This is a genomic window from Psychromonas algicola, from assembly GCF_004378355.1.
Classification (GTDB): Bacteria; Pseudomonadota; Gammaproteobacteria; order Enterobacterales; family Psychromonadaceae; genus Psychromonas.
Window position 1 is genome coordinate 24,333 of record NZ_SNUB01000018.1, and the last position, 18,315, is coordinate 42,647.

The 18,315-nt window shown below is 36.5% G+C and carries 16 protein-coding genes; 7 read left to right on the forward strand and 9 right to left on the reverse strand.

Translation table 11 applies throughout. The features are described from left to right. Positions 1 to 63: 63 nt before the first annotated feature. Positions 64 to 1,071: a glucokinase gene (locus E2R67_RS10200; RefSeq protein WP_279587494.1), complete on the reverse strand. Its 1,008-nt coding sequence runs from the start codon at positions 1,069 to 1,071 to the stop codon at positions 64 to 66. A 185-nt stretch (positions 1,072 to 1,256) separates the two neighbouring features. Here E2R67_RS10200 and E2R67_RS10205 point away from each other — a divergent pair, with 185 nt between their 5' ends. Together E2R67_RS10205 and pyk are read left to right on the forward strand one after the other, a co-directional pair. Next, the gene (locus E2R67_RS10205; RefSeq protein ID WP_134290854.1) at positions 1,257 to 2,108 is read left to right on the forward strand and encodes a MurR/RpiR family transcriptional regulator; all 852 of its coding nucleotides are present in this window, start codon (positions 1,257 to 1,259) and stop codon (positions 2,106 to 2,108) included. 64 nt (positions 2,109 to 2,172) lie between these two features. Next, positions 2,173 to 3,603 (forward strand): pyruvate kinase, encoded by a 1,431-nt coding sequence (pyk, locus tag E2R67_RS10210; protein ID WP_134290855.1) that lies wholly within the window; start codon positions 2,173 to 2,175, stop codon positions 3,601 to 3,603. Between the two features lie 72 nt (positions 3,604 to 3,675). Here the strand turns inward: pyk and E2R67_RS10215 are convergent, their stop codons facing one another. After that, on the reverse strand, positions 3,676 to 4,695 hold the full coding sequence (locus tag E2R67_RS10215) for a GGDEF domain-containing protein (protein WP_134290856.1): 1,020 nt from the start codon (positions 4,693 to 4,695) through the stop codon (positions 3,676 to 3,678). Between the two features lie 541 nt (positions 4,696 to 5,236). Between E2R67_RS10215 and E2R67_RS10220 the strand changes: the two genes are divergently transcribed. Then, positions 5,237 to 5,833: a MarC family protein gene (locus tag E2R67_RS10220; RefSeq protein WP_134290857.1), complete on the forward strand. Its 597-nt coding sequence runs from the start codon at positions 5,237 to 5,239 to the stop codon at positions 5,831 to 5,833. A gap of 21 nt (positions 5,834 to 5,854) precedes the next feature. On the opposite strand, the gene dinB is transcribed toward E2R67_RS10220, so the two are convergent. Beyond that, positions 5,855 to 6,964, reverse strand: a complete 1,110-nt coding sequence (dinB, locus tag E2R67_RS10225; RefSeq protein ID WP_134290858.1) for a DNA polymerase IV — start codon at positions 6,962 to 6,964, stop codon at positions 5,855 to 5,857. 171 nt (positions 6,965 to 7,135) lie between these two features. Between dinB and E2R67_RS10230 the strand changes: the two genes are divergently transcribed. After that, entirely contained in the window at positions 7,136 to 9,529 is a 2,394-nt protein-coding gene (locus E2R67_RS10230; RefSeq protein ID WP_134290859.1) for a heavy metal translocating P-type ATPase, read from the forward strand. Between the two features lie 213 nt (positions 9,530 to 9,742). After that, the gene (locus E2R67_RS10235) at positions 9,743 to 10,135 is read left to right on the forward strand and encodes a MerR family DNA-binding protein (RefSeq protein WP_134290860.1); all 393 of its coding nucleotides are present in this window, start codon (positions 9,743 to 9,745) and stop codon (positions 10,133 to 10,135) included. Here the strand turns inward: E2R67_RS10235 and E2R67_RS10240 are convergent. The 6 genes from E2R67_RS10240 to leuC all read right to left on the reverse strand — a co-directional run bounded on the left by E2R67_RS10240 (position 10,132) and on the right by leuC (position 15,359). Beyond that, a complete protein-coding gene (locus tag E2R67_RS10240; protein WP_134290861.1) occupies positions 10,132 to 10,359 on the reverse strand; it encodes a cysteine-rich CWC family protein in 228 nt (75 codons plus the stop codon). The genes E2R67_RS10235 and E2R67_RS10240 overlap by 4 nt on opposite strands. Positions 10,360 to 10,416: 57 nt before the next feature. Then, a complete protein-coding gene (locus tag E2R67_RS10245; RefSeq protein ID WP_134290862.1) occupies positions 10,417 to 10,956 on the reverse strand; it encodes a hypothetical protein in 540 nt (179 codons plus the stop codon). A 79-nt stretch (positions 10,957 to 11,035) separates the two neighbouring features. Continuing rightward, positions 11,036 to 11,467, reverse strand: coding sequence for a DUF3010 family protein (locus E2R67_RS10250; protein WP_134290863.1), 432 nt, complete (start codon positions 11,465 to 11,467; stop codon positions 11,036 to 11,038). Positions 11,468 to 11,665: 198 nt separating this feature from the next. Further along, on the reverse strand, positions 11,666 to 13,192 hold the full coding sequence (locus E2R67_RS10255; RefSeq protein WP_134290864.1) for a hydroxymethylglutaryl-CoA lyase-like TIM-barrel protein: 1,527 nt from the start codon (positions 13,190 to 13,192) through the stop codon (positions 11,666 to 11,668). A 138-nt stretch (positions 13,193 to 13,330) separates the two neighbouring features. Then, positions 13,331 to 13,951, reverse strand: coding sequence for a 3-isopropylmalate dehydratase small subunit (gene leuD, locus E2R67_RS10260; RefSeq protein WP_134290865.1), 621 nt, complete (start codon positions 13,949 to 13,951; stop codon positions 13,331 to 13,333). 10 nt (positions 13,952 to 13,961) lie between these two features. Continuing rightward, positions 13,962 to 15,359: a 3-isopropylmalate dehydratase large subunit gene (gene leuC, locus E2R67_RS10265; RefSeq protein ID WP_134290866.1), complete on the reverse strand. Its 1,398-nt coding sequence runs from the start codon at positions 15,357 to 15,359 to the stop codon at positions 13,962 to 13,964. Positions 15,360 to 15,661: 302 nt separating this feature from the next. Between leuC and rnd the strand changes: the two genes are divergently transcribed. Further along, positions 15,662 to 16,771: a ribonuclease D gene (gene rnd, locus E2R67_RS10270; RefSeq protein ID WP_134290867.1), complete on the forward strand. Its 1,110-nt coding sequence runs from the start codon at positions 15,662 to 15,664 to the stop codon at positions 16,769 to 16,771. Between the two features lie 67 nt (positions 16,772 to 16,838). Beyond that, entirely contained in the window at positions 16,839 to 18,212 is a 1,374-nt protein-coding gene (locus E2R67_RS10275) for an AmpG family muropeptide MFS transporter (RefSeq protein WP_134290868.1), read from the forward strand. Positions 18,213 to 18,315: the final 103 nt, after the last annotated feature.

The window sequence follows — 18,315 nt, forward strand, 5'->3', positions numbered from 1 at the left end:
GCGGTGCGCATGATAGTTAACTAAGCCCTTTAAATCAACCATTAACCATCATATTACGCGGATTTATGCTAATTCTTGTCGTAAATAAACACTTGCACCCAATAAACCAGGATTACTATGCGTGATCAGGTAAGTAGGAACGGTTTGTAAATAACTTTTAAGACGCCCTTTTGCTTCAAAGAATTCTCGGAATTCACTATTTTCAAAGAATTCTACAAATCTTGGAACAATGCCTCCTGCAATATAAACACCGCCACCACATTGTAAATTTAACGCTAAGTTACCTGCAAAACCGCCCATTGCTTGGCAAAACAAGTTAAGTGCTTGTAATGCTATCTCACATTCATTCGCTAACGCCGCTTTGGAGATTTCAGATGGTTGTGCATACACTGTTGATTTGCTTGCAATACGACAGAGTGCATTATAAATGTTAACTAAGCCTTGGCCTGACAATAATCGCTCTGCTGATACATGACCAAATTGCTCTTGCAATAACAAAAACACATCTGCTTGTTGCGAAGTATTAGGCGCAAAGCTTGCGTGACCACCTTCGCCATCTAAACTAATCCATTTCTCATCTTGTTTAATTAAATGCGAAACACCTAACCCAGTGCCAGGACCAAAAATAGCTTTGACGCCATTTTCAATTTCTTTACCGCCACCGATTTGAATTTTATCTTTGTCATCGACGTAAGGCACCGCCAATGAAATAGCAGTGTAATCATTAATCACATAAAGCGTGGTTAAAGATAGTTTGTCTTTTAATGCAGTTTTTGAAAACTCCCAGTTGTTGTTAGTCATTTTAACGAAATCGTCTTCAACGGGACACGCAATACCAATGCATAAGTGGCTAACAGGCTCTGTTAAGGAGGTAAAGTATTGAACAAAAGCAGCCTCTAGTGAAGAAAATGTTGCACAGGGGTATTCCTCTACCTGACTCATTTCTCCTGTAGCAAGTGTTAACACTGCTAAACGTATATTAGTTCCGCCAATATCTGCAACGACTGATAACATGCTTTTTCTCCTAGTTTGTTTAAGATTTGATCTTGTAAGTTTAGATCGGTCTCTCAATTTCGTTCTTTTTATTCGTATTTTTTGATCTAAAACATTTTTAAGATGTAATAAAATGACATCAAAACTTACCTAACTTATAATTAATTGTATTATAAATGGCATTTCTGTAGTTTTATTTCATTTTTAGTTACAAACTTCCTGTACTAAATGCTAATTACTTCATGAACACGAGTGAATAAATAATGAACACTTTAGAATTAATTAAAAAAAATCTTGATACTTTTAGTAAGTCAGAGCGTAAAGTTGCCGAAGCTATCCTTGCTTCACCAGAAACTGCAATTCACTCTAGCATTGCAAACTTGGCTAAAAATGCCCAAGTCAGTGAGCCTACGGTTAACCGTTTTTGTCGTCGCTTAGATACAAAAGGGTTCCCAGATTTTAAACTAAGATTAGCGCAAAGCTTAGCGAATGGAACGCCTTATGTGAACCGTAACGTAAATGAAAACGATGGTCCTGAAGCTTATACCTCTAAGATTTTTGAATCTACTATGGCTTGTTTAAATGTTGCTAAAAATGGCCTAGATACCAATTTAATCAATCGTGCCGTTGATATATTGACCCAAGCCAATAAAATATCATTCTTCGGTTTAGGGGCTTCCTCTTCTGTGGCCCATGACGCATTTAATAAATTTTTCCGCTTTAATATTCCTGTTTCTTGCTTCGACGATATCGTTATGCAAAGAATGAGCTGTATTAATAGCAGTGAAGGCGATGTGATTGTATTGATTTCACATACAGGCCGAACTAAACCCTTAGTAGAAATTGCACAACTTGCACGTGAAAACGATGCTTTTGTGATTGCTTTAACGGCCTATAATTCTCCGCTCGCCGAACAAAGTAATTTAGTGCTATCTTTAGGTGTGCCTGAAGATACAGATATTTATATGCCAATGTCATCTCGTATCGCACAACTCGTATTAATTGATGTGTTAACAACAGGCTTCACGCTTCGTCGTGGCGCAAAATTTAGAGATAATTTAAAACGAGTGAAAGCTGGAATTAAAGATTCTCGCTTTGAAAAGAACAATGAATAACCGACTGATCCTCATATGAAGACATATTAATTGCTTCATATTTAATATTTGACAGGGAGTGAACATGACAAGACGTACCAAAATTGTAACTACATTAGGTCCAGCAACGGATCGTGATAATAATTTAGAAGACATCATTGCAGCTGGTGCAAATATGGTTCGTATGAACTTCTCTCATGGTGATGCAGCTGATCATATAAAACGAGCACAACAAGTAAGAGACATTGCCGTCAAATTAGGTAAAGAAGTTGCGATAATGGGCGATTTACAAGGTCCTAAAATTCGTGTTTCCACTTTTGCTAATAATAAAATTCAGTTAGCCGTTGGTGATAAATTTACGCTTGATAGTGATATTGAGAAAGGCCAAGGTGATCAGCAGCAAGTGGGTTTAGACTACAAAACATTACCACAGGAAGTTGATGCTGGAGATATTCTGCTATTAGACGATGGTCGTGTACAACTTAAAGTTGAATCTGTTGAAGGTAATAAAGTTCGTACTGTTGTTATTATTGGAGGTCCACTCTCTAACAACAAAGGTATCAACAAGAAAGGCGGTGGTTTATCTGCGGCGGCATTAACTGAAAAAGACAAAAAAGATATTATAACTGCCGCTGAAATTGGTTGTGATTATCTTGCGGTTTCATTTCCACGCAATGGAGCAGATTTACATTACGCACGTAAGCTAGCTCAAGAGGCTGGTTGTTTTGCTAAAATAGTTGCTAAAGTTGAACGTGCTGAAGCCGTTGAAACAGTTGAAGCATTGGAAGATATCATTCTTGCTTCCGATGTGGTGATGGTAGCGCGTGGTGATTTGGGTGTTGAAATCGGTGATGCGCGTTTAGTGGGCGTGCAAAAAGATATGATCCGCACCGCACGTCGTTTAAACCGTGTTGTGATCACCGCAACGCAAATGATGGAATCCATGATCAACGCGCCAATGCCAACGCGTGCAGAAGTAATGGATGTTGCCAATGCCGTATTAGATGGTACCGATGCAGTAATGTTATCGGGTGAAACGGCTGCGGGTGATTATCCTGTTGAAACCGTTAAAGCAATGAGTGATGTTTGTATCGGAGCCGAGAAATACCCAAGCGTTAATGTGTCTAATCACCGTATGGATTACACCTTTGATAATACAGGTGAAGCATTAGCAATGACGGCTATGTATGCAGCAAATCATACTAATGGTATTAAAGCGATTGTTGCCTTAACTGAATCGGGTTCAACTCCTTTATTAATGTCACGTTTAAGCTCTGGCTTACCTATTTATGCTTTATCAAGTAATCAACAAACACTGAATTATTGTGCTTTATATCGTGGTGTTACACCGGTTAAATTTGCATCGACGACAACTGATAGCACAAAGTTTATTGCTAATGCATTAACAACGCTTAAAGAAGCCAACTTAATTGAAACGGGTGATTTGATATTGTTAACACATGGTGATGATATTGACCAAGGTTCAACCAATACTTGTAAGATACTTAAAGCTTAATTAGCGAGAAAAATTGCCATAAAAAAGTCGCTCTTCGTAGCGACTTTTTTATGGCTGGAAATAATATAAAAATTATATCGGCAGTACTCTGTTGCGGCCTAGTTTTTTAGCTTTATACATATAATCATCGGCTCGGGCGACAAAGTCCGCCATGGTTTCATTAGGTTTACCTTCAACCACACCAAATGAAGCCGTGATATTATTAATTTGTTGGCCTGAACGTTTATCTTTTAATGAAATCTTTTCAAACTGTTTACGTAATGTTTCCGCAAAATGACGGGCAATACGAATATTAGTCTGAGGAATCAAGATGGTGAATTCTTCTCCACCAAAACGATAGGCTGTACTGCCATTACGCATATTATCATTAATTTTTCGACCTACCGCTTTTAGTACTTGGTCACCTAATAAGTGTCCCCAAGTATCATTAAAGCTTTTGAAATGGTCTATATCACATAGAATAAGACATAAACCTTTAGTGCCTTTATTTAAATATGCCGTTAATTCAGTATCAAAAGCGTGACGATTAAATAACCCAGTCAAAGAGTCAAACATAGCCGCGTTGTTACTTTTAACCAACTGCTCTTTTAAGCTGTCTATTTCATTTTTTGCAACGGCTAAACTATTACCAAAAAAGCTAGTTGCGTTACGCATTAATTTTGCGTCTCTTTCCAAGTTTTTTAATAAACTAACGACTTCATCAATTGACCAACCTTCTTCTTCTACTTTACTTATATTCGCAAAGGTTTTTTCACACGATTGTTGGAACTGATTGGTATCTGTTCGTGTATCAATGATCGACTTATCTAATTGAGTCATCATTTTTTCGATGGTGGTGCGCAATTCCCAAGTTTCACTTTCTTGCTCGGGCATAACATGCTCTCGATAGATTGATTCAGCTTGAATTGGTGGGCAAATTTCGCAAGAAGCCAGCAGCTTATCCATAGCTTCTTTTAATGGCGTATTGGTTTCAGCCACATAATGGTACCAAAGCGCATAGTTATTTGGGGTTGTTGGCACTGAATACTTCATCATCAGTGGCAGTGCTTTTTTTAAGTTTTGTGCAGATTCAACAATTAGTTCTTTGCTCATTGGGACCTTTTAAAACATTTAAATTAATAGAATTAACATATAAAAGTATAGTTATATTAAATTATTAGTACACATTATGTTAGCCAAATAGTTCACAACTTTATTTTTTATAAAGAAAGAATACCAATTACATTAAATAAGTGTTCTAAATTTTGCGTAGGATAAATGACTTAGTTCAAGGCATAAGTCGAGGTCTTTCGAGAGGTTAACTGCGTTAACCCTCTATCGACAGTATTAAGTAAAACACCTTAATACTTTAAGGGTTATTTCCTTTATGAAACTTATAACGAAGAAATAAGTTATTTTAACAAGTAAAATAGATCAGTTAATTAGTGTGATTGGTACAACCCCTTTAGAATGAAATAGACACTTTTTTGTTTGTTTTTTAGTCTATTCATTTAAATAAAACAGCTATTTACACTGCTTTATAAAGTCAGTAACCTAGCGCGATTAACATAGTTAAGCTTAGCGTATTAATAACGATAAATGCCCTGCTTGATTATATATTGAGTTACTTTCTTATTTAAATATTGAGACAAACATGGATATCGCATTATTTCTTCACGCCTTAACGGGTTTATTAGTAATTATCGACCCTATTGGTGCAGCCCTCATTTTCAACTCTTTAACATCAGGTAGCGATCAAAAACACCGTAATGCTATGGCAATGAAGTCGGTGATCATAAGTGGTGTCACGCTTATTTTATTTGGTAATTACGGTGAAGCCTTGTTTTATCATTTAGGTATTAATATTAATTCACTACGCATTTCTGGTGGCTTATTATTATTTTACACCGCCTTTATGATGATCACACAAGAGTTAAAATATACAAGTACAGAAAAGAATGTTGATATTTCTGTATTTCCTATGTCAATTCCACTATTAGCAGGCCCAGGCACGTTAACACTGGCGATATTATTATTCTCTCAAAATGAAACGAGCACGGCTCTTATTTCAGTTGGCTCTGCTATCGTTTGCATATTATTACTAACACTCGTTGCGATGATCACTTCAAAGTATTTAAAGAAGATTATTGGTAAAACAGGTGATGAAATTTTACGCCGTTTTTTAGGCGTTATTCTTGCGGCATTAGCTATTCAATTTATTTACGAAGGTATACGCAATATCTCGATGTAATTTTTATATTAACCACAAAATTTATTCGTCAATCAAGCTTAACTGAATCGGATGCTCATTCGCTTTGTCGGCTAAACCTACACTTAACCCTAATAACCGAATCGGCTTATTAGGGTTTGCTTCTATTAATTGATGTAATAATTGCTCAAATATCGATTCATTTAATTGCGTGTATTTACGTTCGGTACTTTTGATCACAAAGTCACTAAATTTAACCTTCACCCCTAATTTAGTGATGCGTTTTTTATCCAAATGTTTTTCTACGCGTAATAATAGTTCTTGGTAATACTGTTGCAGATAACTTACACATTGCGCTTCACTTAAAAGGTTATGTTCAAAGGTATGTTCAACGGCAACCGACTTTCGTTCACGGTTAGGTTGTACTTGCCGATTATCAATCCCTTTACTATAAGCTAATAACGACTGACCTAACTTACCAAACTCGGCGAGCAGTTTTTGCTCAGGGTACTGCGCAATATCATGACAATTGAATAAGCCTTTTTCTGCTAAATTTTGTTGCCCTACTTTACCGACACCCGGTATTTTTTTAAGCGGTAATTGTGAAATAAATTCCATTGCTTGCTCTGGGCTAATCACACATTGACCGTTAGGCTTATTTTCATCGGATGCGATCTTAGCCAAAAATTTACAGTAAGACACGCCAGCCGAAGCGGTTAGATTCAACTCTTCTTCAATGGCACGTCTAATATCTTGTGCTATAAAAGTAGCAGAGCCTTGAAACAGTTCACAATCAGTGACATCTAAAAAGGCTTCATCTAAAGAGAGTGGTTCAACGAGATGAGTGTAACGATTAAATATTTCGCGGAGTTTTTTCGAGACTTCAACATAAACTGACATGCGCCCAGGCACAATCACTAATTCAGGGCATAATTGCTTTGCTTTAAAAACAGGCATTGCCGAATGTAAACCATATTCACGTGCAATGTAATTACAAGTTGATAACACGCCTCTATGCTGGCTTTTACCACCAATTGCTAAAGGCACTGTGGCATAAGCTGGATTATCTCGAATTTCAACGGATGCAAAAAAAGAATCCATATCAATATGAATGATTTTGCGTTGTGTATGTGAAGAATCCACAGCAGTTTCTCGAAGTGCATCTAGATTCATATTTTGATGCCCCCTGCTTAAAGCGAATAGCAAAAACTGTTTTTATATACAGCTATATTATTGAAATCATTATAAATTACAAGAGGTAATGTCATTACACTATTGACATTACCCTAAGGGGAAAGGTTATTCTCTAATGATTGCTAACCTTTAACTAAGACGAGTGATTCAATGAATAATTTACAACAAGTTACATTCCCTGTTTATGGGATGAATTGTGCGTCATGCGCAAGTAAACTTTCGGCTGTTTTTAATGAAATAGACGGTATTGAAGCCAATGTAAATATCACCTTAGAAAAAGCAACGCTGGCCATAGATTCAACAATAGTCACTACTAACATCGCGTCTAAAATTGATACTATTTTGCAGCAAAAAGGTTATCAAACTGACTATCAAAATATCACTTTTGATACAGATTGGTCATGTGCAAGCTGTGTTGAAGCAACGCTTAAAGGCATCAGAAAACACCCTTTAGTATTAGATGCTAAAGCTAACTTAGCAACACAAACTTTGTATGTTGAAACGCTCGCCAGCTTTGTTAATGAGCAGATGATCGATGAATTGATTGCGCTTAGTCCTAAAAAATTAGTTCAGAAATTAGCCATTACATCACAGCAACAGTTGGCGGAAAAGCAACAAGCAGAACAACAAAAACAGCAAAAAGAAAAACGTCAGCTAATGATTGCATTAACGCTTAGCATTCCTTTTTGGTTAGCCATGTTAAGTATGTTATTTAGCGAAACACACTTACTTAACCCTTGGTTGCAATTCGCCCTAGCCACTCCTTTACAGTTTATTATTGGCGCTCGCTTTTATGTTGGCGCATGGAAAAGCATTAAAGGCCGTTCGGCAAATATGGATCTATTAGTTGTATTAGGCACATCTGCGGCTTATTTATTTAGCCTTTACATGTTATTTAAAGGCGACTTTCAACATTTGTATTTTGAAAGTAGTAGCTTAGTTATTGTATTAATTAGACTTGGTAAATATTTAGAATTTAGAGCCAAACAAGCAAGTAGTAAGGCGATCAGTGCTTTAAGTAAATTACAAGCAACGGAAGCGTTAGTTAAAAAGGGTAAAGTTTTTCAAAAGGTTTCCATTGAACAAGTTCAAGTCAACGATCTCGTACAAATTGCAGTGGGCGATAAAGTGCCTGTTGATGGCGTTGTAATTGAAGGAACAAGTTATATTGATGAGGCTTTATTAACAGGTGAAAGTAAACCACTTAATAAGCAAAAAAATGACCTAGTTTTTGCAGGTAGCATTAACGGTGATGGTGTTTTGCTAATTAAAACAACAGCGGTTAATGAACAAACCAAGTTGCATAGCATTATCCAACTCGTTGAATCTGCACAAATGAGTAAAGCGCCCATTTTAGAATTGGTAGATAAAGTCAGTGCTATTTTTGTCCCTATCGTGTTAGCAATTGCATTGCTTACTTTTATAGCTTGGTTCTCTATTACACAGGATTTTGAACAAGCTTTGATTTACAGCGTTGCCGTTTTAGTGATTGCTTGCCCTTGTGCGCTAGGATTAGCAACACCAACAGCCATGGTAGTTGGTACGGGTTTAGCCGCGCAAAAAGGGATTTTGATAAAAGATATTAATACGCTACAACTCGCACACAAACTTGACTGTATTGCCTTTGATAAAACAGGCACTTTAACCAAAGGCCAAGTCAGTTTAAAAAATGTCATTTCGCTAGACGAAAACTTTCTGCCTTTATTACTAGGTTTACAACAATCAAGTAAGCATCCTATCGCTAAAGCGATCATTGATTACTGTGAAAAAACACAAAAAAGTAAACCTTTCCAAGCTTGTGAAGTCACTGCTATTAACACGATTCACGGACAAGGCATACATGGTATATATGAAGACTCTGCAATTATCGCTGGCAATGAGCAGCTGCTAATTCACTTTGATATTGATTTACAAGATAGAATAAACCAACAATCACTTAATATCGATCAAGCGGATAATACGATTTATGTTGCTTACCAAGGAAAGTTAGTGGGTTATTTTTCTATTGAAGATCAATGCCGCGTTGAGAGTAAACAAGCAATTGAAAATCTACATCAATTAGGCTTATCAACTGTATTAATCAGTGGTGATAAACAGAGTGTTGTGGAAGCGATGAGTAAACAATTAGGTATTAATACTTTTTATGCGCAACAAACACCTGAGCAAAAATTACAAGTGCTAGCTAAGCAACAACAAAGTGGCATGATTGCTATGGTAGGTGATGGGGTGAATGATGCTCCTGCTTTGGCTGCCGCTGATGTAAGTATCGCAATGGGAAGTGGCAGTGATGCAGCGAAAAAAACAGCAGCTATGACCTTGATGCGCGATGATCCTCGTTTGATTGCTGTTGCGATTAAACTGTCACGCGCAACATGGAAAACCATTCAACAAAATCTATTCTGGGCTTTCATTTTTAATAGTTTAGCGATTCCATCTGCTGCTTTAGGTTATTTAACACCTACGATTGCAGCACTCGCGATGACAGCTTCAAGCTTAATTGTATTAAGTAATTCATTATTGCTTAAAAATACAAAGTTAAAATGAAAGTGGTCGATTAAGTTATACCAATTACATTAAATAAGCGATCTAAATTTTGCGCAGAAAAAATGGCTGATTTCAAAGCGTAATTTAAGTTAAATAGTTGTTCTATTTGCGAAAATTACAACGAAAAAATAAATTATTTTAACAAGTAAAATAGATTAGTTAATTATCGTGATTGGTATTATCTATTCAATCAATATTAAGTGGTAAAGTATAATGAAATTATCAATCAGCCAAGTAGCAACAGAAACCGGCCTCTCTATAAAATCGATTCGACACTATGAATCTATTGGTTTGATAGGCTCACCACCAAGAGATAAAAATGACTATCGCTTTTACCCTGAAGAGATGGTGAAACAGCTTCATTTTATCCATAAAACAAAACTCGCAGGATTTAATCTCAAAGAGTGTAAAGCGTTATTATTGTTATGTGAAGATGAGCATAGAAGCAGTGCAGATGTTAAGAAAATTGCATTACAAAAAATACAAGAAATTGAATTACGTATTCAACAGCAGCAAGCTATTGTGAATCAATTGAAAAAGATAACGGAACAATGTCCGGGGGACGATCAAGCAAACTGCTCTATTATTGATGCTTTTAGTGCTTAGCCTTCATATTTGATATATGTACTAAAACCTTGAGGATCGTGATTAAAACGGTTTATACAAGCGTTACAGATACAGGATTTACCAATTAAAGCTTTAGGGATAAGTTTAATAAGTTCAGTTGGGACTTCTACTTTATTACACCAACAACCATGTTGATTAGTCACTGCACATTGATTATCTTGCTTGCAGAATGGACAAGCATTTGGATTTATCTTCTCTGACATAACATAACCGGTAAATGGGGTTATAACCCTATTCAATCGAATAGGGTTTATTAAGCTTTAATGTTTATGCGTTGAACAACCACTATCATTGCAGCAAGCTTCAGAATGTTCATGGTCATCTTCGCTATGCGCTTCAGAATAACAACCTAATATTTCACTGCTTGGACTATAATCGTCATCATTACCCGCGATATAACGTAAATGTTCCCACGTTAACATATAAGCAAAATAGAGGCGGTGCTGACGTTTTGCATTGATATTCTTGGCTTCAAACAATTGGCTACCATTGTAACCTTGTAAAGACTCAATAATATTTACGTAGCGTAACCATGGTAATGCATTTTTATTACTTGGATTAAAAGTCACTTTATTAAAAGCTAACAAGGCATTCCAAAAATGCTTATTTGTATCAACATTATTTGTTTTTTTAGCTTCTTCAATTAATGAAAAAAAGCTTCTATCTTGCGACTGTTGTATTTTTAAGTAGTCTTTTAATTGAGTAATTAAATGCAGTTCAGCTTGATAAAAAAAAGCAGCTAATGAGACTGATTGCTCAGACTTAAATTGTTTAACAAAATGTTCAAAATTAGCTTCCACAAATTTCTCCCGTTAATTAGCAAAAAGGAGTGACTATCGACTCCTTTTTCAAATATATGTTTATTTAAGGTAAGTATGACTACCCTACTTTATTTTCTAAATAACCAAAAGCGGTTAGCATTGCTTGCTCTTGGAATTTTTTAAGGCCTAACTCAACTGCTGTTGGAGTGTTTTGTGCTTTTTTCAAACCTTGTTTAATATATTCAGAAGAAATTACTTGAACATCAACACCTTGCATTAACTGTAAAACACCTTCTATTTTAAAGCTTAAGGTATGACCAGCAAATTTACCTTTTAATGCACGCTCACGAATAATCACTTTATCGATTTGGTAGTCTTTCATTAATTGTGCAAAATCAAACTGAAATTTCTTTAATGGCTCAGTATTGATTGGATCGTTTAATGTTAGCTTCGTTGTGCGTACAGGCGGTACGTCATATAAACCGTTTTTATGTTGCATAATAGCGATAACCGCTTCATTACCTGTTAATTCAACACCACATACTCTCATTGTTTTTCCTTTTTCATTATTTGTTTCGATATTCAATTTATATTCGTTATGGCTCACTCACATGGTGTGAACAATAATGGATATAATGGCGCTAGTATATTCGCCAAAACATAAAAGCCCTAATCAAAGATTAAGGCTTTTATCATTTTATAGCTTAATGCTTACTTTTATCGCTGAGCATTAAGTATAAATAAATGATTATTTATGCATACGTAAATTAATCATTCTAATCGTTGCGCCTATGCCAGCTAATACCTGATTGGCATTAACACCACGCGTTGTAAATTGCTCATCCCCTTCTTCCCAAGTCACGATACATTCAGTAAAGGCACTAGTTTGGCCGCCTGGTGGAATACGTAATTCAAAATCGACTAATTCAGGGAAAACAAAGGTATCCTCATCGAGCACTTTTTTCATCGCACTGATAAAGGCATCAAAACCACCGTTTCCGCTACCGCTAGTTTTATAAATTTGATCATTGATACGAACACGGATGCTCACCGTTGATTCTAGATCTAAACCAGAGTTAATTGAGCAATTTAATAGTTCAACATAGTTGTAATCATTGCGCTCTAATAAGTCAGCAATAATAAAAGGTAAATCATCGGCGGTAATACTCGCTTTTTGATCACCTAAACGCACAATGCGCTTTAATAATTTTTTCTGTTGTTCGGCATCAAGTTCAATATCCATGGCTTCTAAATTTTTAGCCAATGAAGCTTTACCGCTCATTTTACCTAATGCATAGCTACGAGAGCGCGCAAAACGTTCAGGCGTTAAGGCTGAAATATATAAGCCGCCTTTTTTATCACCATCTGCATGAATTCCACTGGTTTGGGTAAATACATCAGCACCAACAATCGGTGTATTATCTGCAATACGTTTGCCAGAGAAGTTCTCAACTAATTTACTTAAATTATGAATTTCAGATTCATCGATATTAACGTGTTTACCTAATTTATCTTTTAATACAATAGCGACTTCAGTTAATGAGGCATTACCTGCACGTTCACCTAAACAATTCATCGTACAATGAATAGAAGATACCCCTGCTTTAACGGCATACAACGCATTGGCAGTCGCTAATCCATAATCATTATGTGGATGAAAATCAAATTTAAGAGTAGGAAAACGAGTGATCATATCGCTCAAGCTTTCAAACACTTCATCGGGAGACATCACGCCTAATGTATCAGGCAACATAAAGTGAGTAATGCCTGCATCAGAAAGTTTAGAAAGCATATCGTAGACATATTGTGGGCTATCTTTATAACCGTTAGACCAATCTTCTAAATAAATATTAACCTTTAAACCTTGTTGAAGCGCGTAATCTATAGTTTGTTTCACATCGCTGACATGCTCATCTAAAGATTTTTTCAATTGCTCAGTGCAATGTTTTAAACTGCCCTTAGCTAATAGGTTTAATACTTTACCGCCAGTGTCAGTGATCCAATCAACGCTTAAAGTATGATCAACAAAACCCAATACTTCGATACGCTCCACTAAACCTTCTTGTGTCGCCCAGTTATTCAGTTTAGTTACCGCTTCTTTTTCGCCTTCGGAAACACGTGCAGAGGCCACTTCAATACGGTCAATTTTCAGTTTCTGTAATAACGCTTTAGCTAGACTGACTTTCTCTGCTGGAGAAAACGATACGGCTTGAGTTTGTTCTCCATCGCGTAATGTTGTATCCATCAACTGTACAGTGACATTATCTGTTGTCATTGTGTTCTCCGTTTGTATTCTTAAGATAAAAGCTTATTGCACTGATAATAATTGTTATTCACTGCAATAAGTTTTCGATAAAAAAGGCGCAACAGGTGCGCCTTTTATTAATAACCAGTTAATTCGTTATTAAACGAATTAAGCGCTAGGCCATAACCATGGTAAGCGTTTTTTCTGTGCAGCTTCATACGCAGAAATTTGCTCTTCATGTTTTAATGTCCAAGCGATATCATCAAGTCCATCAAGTAATGATTCTTTACGGAATGCATCAACTTCAAAAGAGATAGAAAGACCACCCGGAGTCGTTACTTTTTGATTTTCTAAATCAACAGTAAACTCAACACCTTCATTAGCAGCAATTTCAGCCATTAATGCAGCTAATTGCTCTTCAGTTACTACGATTGGTAAGATGCTATTTTTAAAACAGTTACTGAAGAAGATATCAGCAAAGCTAGTTGAAATAATAGTATTAAAACCGTAATCCGCGATTGCCCATGGAGCATGCTCACGTGAAGAACCACAACCGAAGTTTTCGCCAGCAACTAAAATTTTAGCGCCTTGGAAAGCTGGTTTGTTTAATTCAAACTCAGGGTTTGGTGTTACGTTATCCGCAAGGTAACGCCAGTTATGGAATAAGTTAATACCAAAACCAGTACGTTCAACTTTTTTCATAAAGTTTTTTGGGATAATTTGGTCTGTATCTACGTTACTACGATCCATTAACGCTGCGATACTTGTATGTTTAATATATGGTTGCATTATCTAGTCCCTATTTCCAATCTCGGATATCTACAAAGTGACCTGCAACTGATGCTGCAGCAGCCATTGCTGGTGATACAAGGTGAGTACGTCCACCTTTACCTTGACGACCTTCGAAATTACGGTTTGAAGTAGATGCACTACGTTGACCATCTTTTAACTCATCGCCATTCATTGCTAGACACATTGAACAACCTGGATCACGCCATTCCCAACCTGCTTCAACAAAGATCTTATCAAGACCTTCTTTTTCTGCTTGTACTTTAACAGGGAAAGAACCTGGTACAGCGAAAGCTTGAACACCATCAGCTACTTTTTTACCTTTCAGTAATTCAGCTGCGGCACGGAAATCTTCAATACGACCATTTGTACAAGAACCAATAAATACGACATCGATATGAATATCAGTAATATTTTGGCCTGCTTTAAGATCCATGTATTTAAGTGCGCTTGCACATGCTTGAGATTTAACTTCATTAGTAAAATCAGATGGAGAAGGAACAACACCTGTTACAGAGATTACTTGCTCTGGAGATGTACCCCAAGAAACTTGTGGTGCGATATCTTCTGCTTTTAATTCGATAACGGCATCAAACTCAGCGCCTTCATCAGATACTAGAGATTTCCAGTATTCAACAGCAGCAGCCCAGTCATCACCTTTTGGTGCAAATTCTTTGCCTTCAAGGTAATCGAATGTAACTTGATCTGGTGCAACAAGGCCGGCACGAGCACCTGCTTCGATTGCCATGTTACATAACGTCATACGAGCTTCCATAGATAGCTCTGTAATAGTGTTACCAGCAAATTCCATTACATAACCTGTACCGCCAGCAGTACCTGTTTTAGCAATAATAGCTAATGCAATATCTTTCGCCGTTGAACATGCAGGAAGTTTACCTTCAACTTTCACTTGCATTGTTTTTGCTTTCTTCTGTTGTAACGTTTGTGTTGCCATAACGTGTTCAACTTCAGATGTACCGATACCAAATGCTAGTGCACCGAATGCACCATGTGTTGCTGTATGGCTATCACCACAACAAACAACCATACCTGGATGAACAAAACCATGCTCAGGTACAACGATATGAATAACACCATTTTGATTACTGTTCATGCCGTAAAGATTGATTTCATTCTCTTCACAGTTAGCAGTCATGGTTTCAACTTGTTTCTTAGCAATAGCATCAACAATGTTAAAACGATCTTTAGTTGGAACACAATGGTCAATGGTGCCTAGAATACTGTGCACGTTACGTACTTTACGGTTTTGTAGACGAAGACCTTCAAAAGCCTGTGGGCTTGTTACTTCGTGCATAAGATGTCTGTCAACAAACAAAAGCGGAGAGCCTGCTTCTGGCTCATGAACTAAGTTCGCGTCCCAGATCTTTTCATACATTGTTCTAGTCATTATTTCCCTTACCATACTATTACTTAAAATCTTTTCCATCGCTAAAACACTTCGTTAATACGAGTGATTATCAATAAGCGAATAACGGGGTATTTGTGGGGGGTATTCTAATTGATCAGCGTCAAACGTACAATATAAGGACCTAAATTTGTTCATAAGAATTGGGTATTTATGCAATAAATGACAATTTTTATGCATTTTCCAAATAGACAATGAAATATCTAGTCAATATTTAAATGGAAAAAATACCATAATTTCCGTAAGATACTGATTCATGAAATTTCAATTTAGGCTACCAGTTGATGCAATTTGATATCATCTCTACACAAGCTCAATTATCTGCATACGTTTTAACACTAGATAACTCCCCTATCGCTTTGGATACTGAATTTGTTCGCACACGCACTTTCTTTGCAAACCTTGGTTTATTACAAGTTTCTCAAAATGAAAAAATTGTATTAATTGACCCAATTGCAATCCCTGATTTAAGTGAATTCTGGCAAGCTATAGATAATAAAAACTGTATATTGCATGCAAGTAGTGAGGATTTAGAAATCATCAGGCAGCATAAAGGTGATTTAAATATTAAGTTATTTGATACTCAGGTAGCCTGTGCTTTTTTAAACCACGGAGGTTCATTAGGCTACGCTAAAATGGTAGAACTTATTGAAGGTGTGGTATTGGATAAAGGTGAATCAAGAACCGACTGGTGTGCTCGCCCTTTAACTGATAAACAGAAACATTATGCGGCAGCCGATGTATTATATCTGCAACCTAGTTTAGAAGTATTACAAACACAACTTGCAGAAAAGAAAATGACTACTTTTTTTGAGCAAGAATGTCAGATGATACTTGATCAAAAAATGAAGCCTGTTGATCCCGATAAGGCCTATAAATCATTAGATAATTTATTCCAATTAGATAGATATAGCTTGGCAATTATACAAGCATTAGCAAAATGGCGTTTAGAAACTGCACAAGCACGTAATTTAGCACTTAACTTTGTCGTTAAAGCCGAGCATTTATGGTTATTGGCTTATTATCGTCCTAGTACAATGGCAGACTTGAAACGCTTAAATTTATTGCCTAACGAAATCAGAATTCACGGCGCTAATATTTTATCAGTTATTGCTGGGATATCAGAAAAAGATCCAGAAACTTTCCCACCGTTAGTTTCTCGTTTAATCGACTTTCCTGAGTATAAGAAAACATTAAAATCGATACGCGAAACCATCAAAGAATGTGCAACTAAATATCAACTCCCTATTGAATTAATTGCTTCAAAACGTATTATTAATGAATATTTAAGTTGGTCTTGGAAATTAAATGATCAACAGCGACTCACGGCTCCTAAACCAAAATTGTTAACAGGCTGGCGCTTTGAGTTGATCGGGCATCAATTTAAGCATTAATATCAATATCGTTTTTAATGGTATTGATGACATTCATTAATATCTCTATTTTAAAAAGGAAGACTTGATGAGTTCAACCATGACTTGGTCAGAAACGGTACGTAGTTATTTAGATAAACGATTACTATGGGTATTCATGCTTGGTTGTGCAAGTGGTTTCCCGTGGGTACTGATCGGCTCAAATATGTCAGGCTGGTTAAAAGATGCGGGGTTAACACGCGCAGCGATTGGTTACTTTGGCTCAGTATTTACGGTGTACGCATTTAACTTCCTATGGGCGCCGCTTGTAGATCGAGTCAAACTACCTATTCTTCATACATTATTAGGCCAACGACGCAGTTGGATCTTTTTCTGTCAGACAATCATATTGATCCTAACTTTATTTATTGCAGGTGTAGATCCTGCCATGAACATTATATTGGCATCCATGCTTGCTTTAGGTGTAGCGATTTCTTCTGCGACACAAGATATTGCCATCGATGCTTATCGTATTGACACCTTTCCTAAATCACAATCAAGTAAGCTACCACAAGCAGCTGCAATGTCAGTAATTGGTTGGTGGACAGGTTATTCATTACCAGGATATCTGGCTTTTATTAATGCTGACAGTATTGGTTGGAATGGCGTTTATTATGGAATGGCTGGCGTTGTTGCAATCTTAATGTTGTTTACGATTTTTACTGGCGAACCAACCACTGAACGCGACCAGCTACAAGAGAAAGCAGAACAAAAATATAATCAAATAACAGGATCTCGTTTCTTAAGTTGGATGAGCGTAACCGTTATTGAACCTTTCTGGGACTTCTTTAAACGCAATGGAGTGAAAGTTGCGCTTACCATTTTACTGTTTGTCTTTTTATTTAAAATTGGTGAAGCATTTCTTGGGCGTATGTCGATTGTTTTCTATAAAGAAATCGGTTTTAGTAACGAACAAATAGGTTACTACTCTAAGTTAATTGGTTGGGGTGCAACTATATTCTTTACCTTATTAGGTAGCGTATTTAATGTTAAATTTGGTTTAGTACGAGGTTTAATGATTGGTGGTATAGCCATGGCAGCAAGTAACTTGATGTTTGCTTGGATTGCTAAAACTGGTCCTAATGAATACCTTTTCTTAGCAACTATTTTAGTTGATAACTTTACAACAGCCTTTTCAACCGTTGCCTTTGTTTCTTTCTTAACTATGCTCACTGGTACCGCTTTTTCTGCCACTCAATATGCGCTATTAGCATCATTGGGTAACTTAGGTAGAACAACCTTAGCTTCGTTTAGTGGGGAATTAGTCGACTTCTTAAATGATTGGTCCACTTTCTTCATTATTACCGCATTAATGGTCGTACCAAGCTTAATTATGCTTTATTCATTACGCCACTTTTTTGATGGTGTTTCAGACAACCACAATGGCAATAAAAAGAAAGCTGACGCAGCAAAAAACAACTAAGCTTTAAACACATTAAAGCCAATAGGTAACTTCTATCTATTGGCTTTAATCCCCTATAGACTTAACTTATCCTACCTTTGCTTGTAATCTGCTTCTTCTGTTC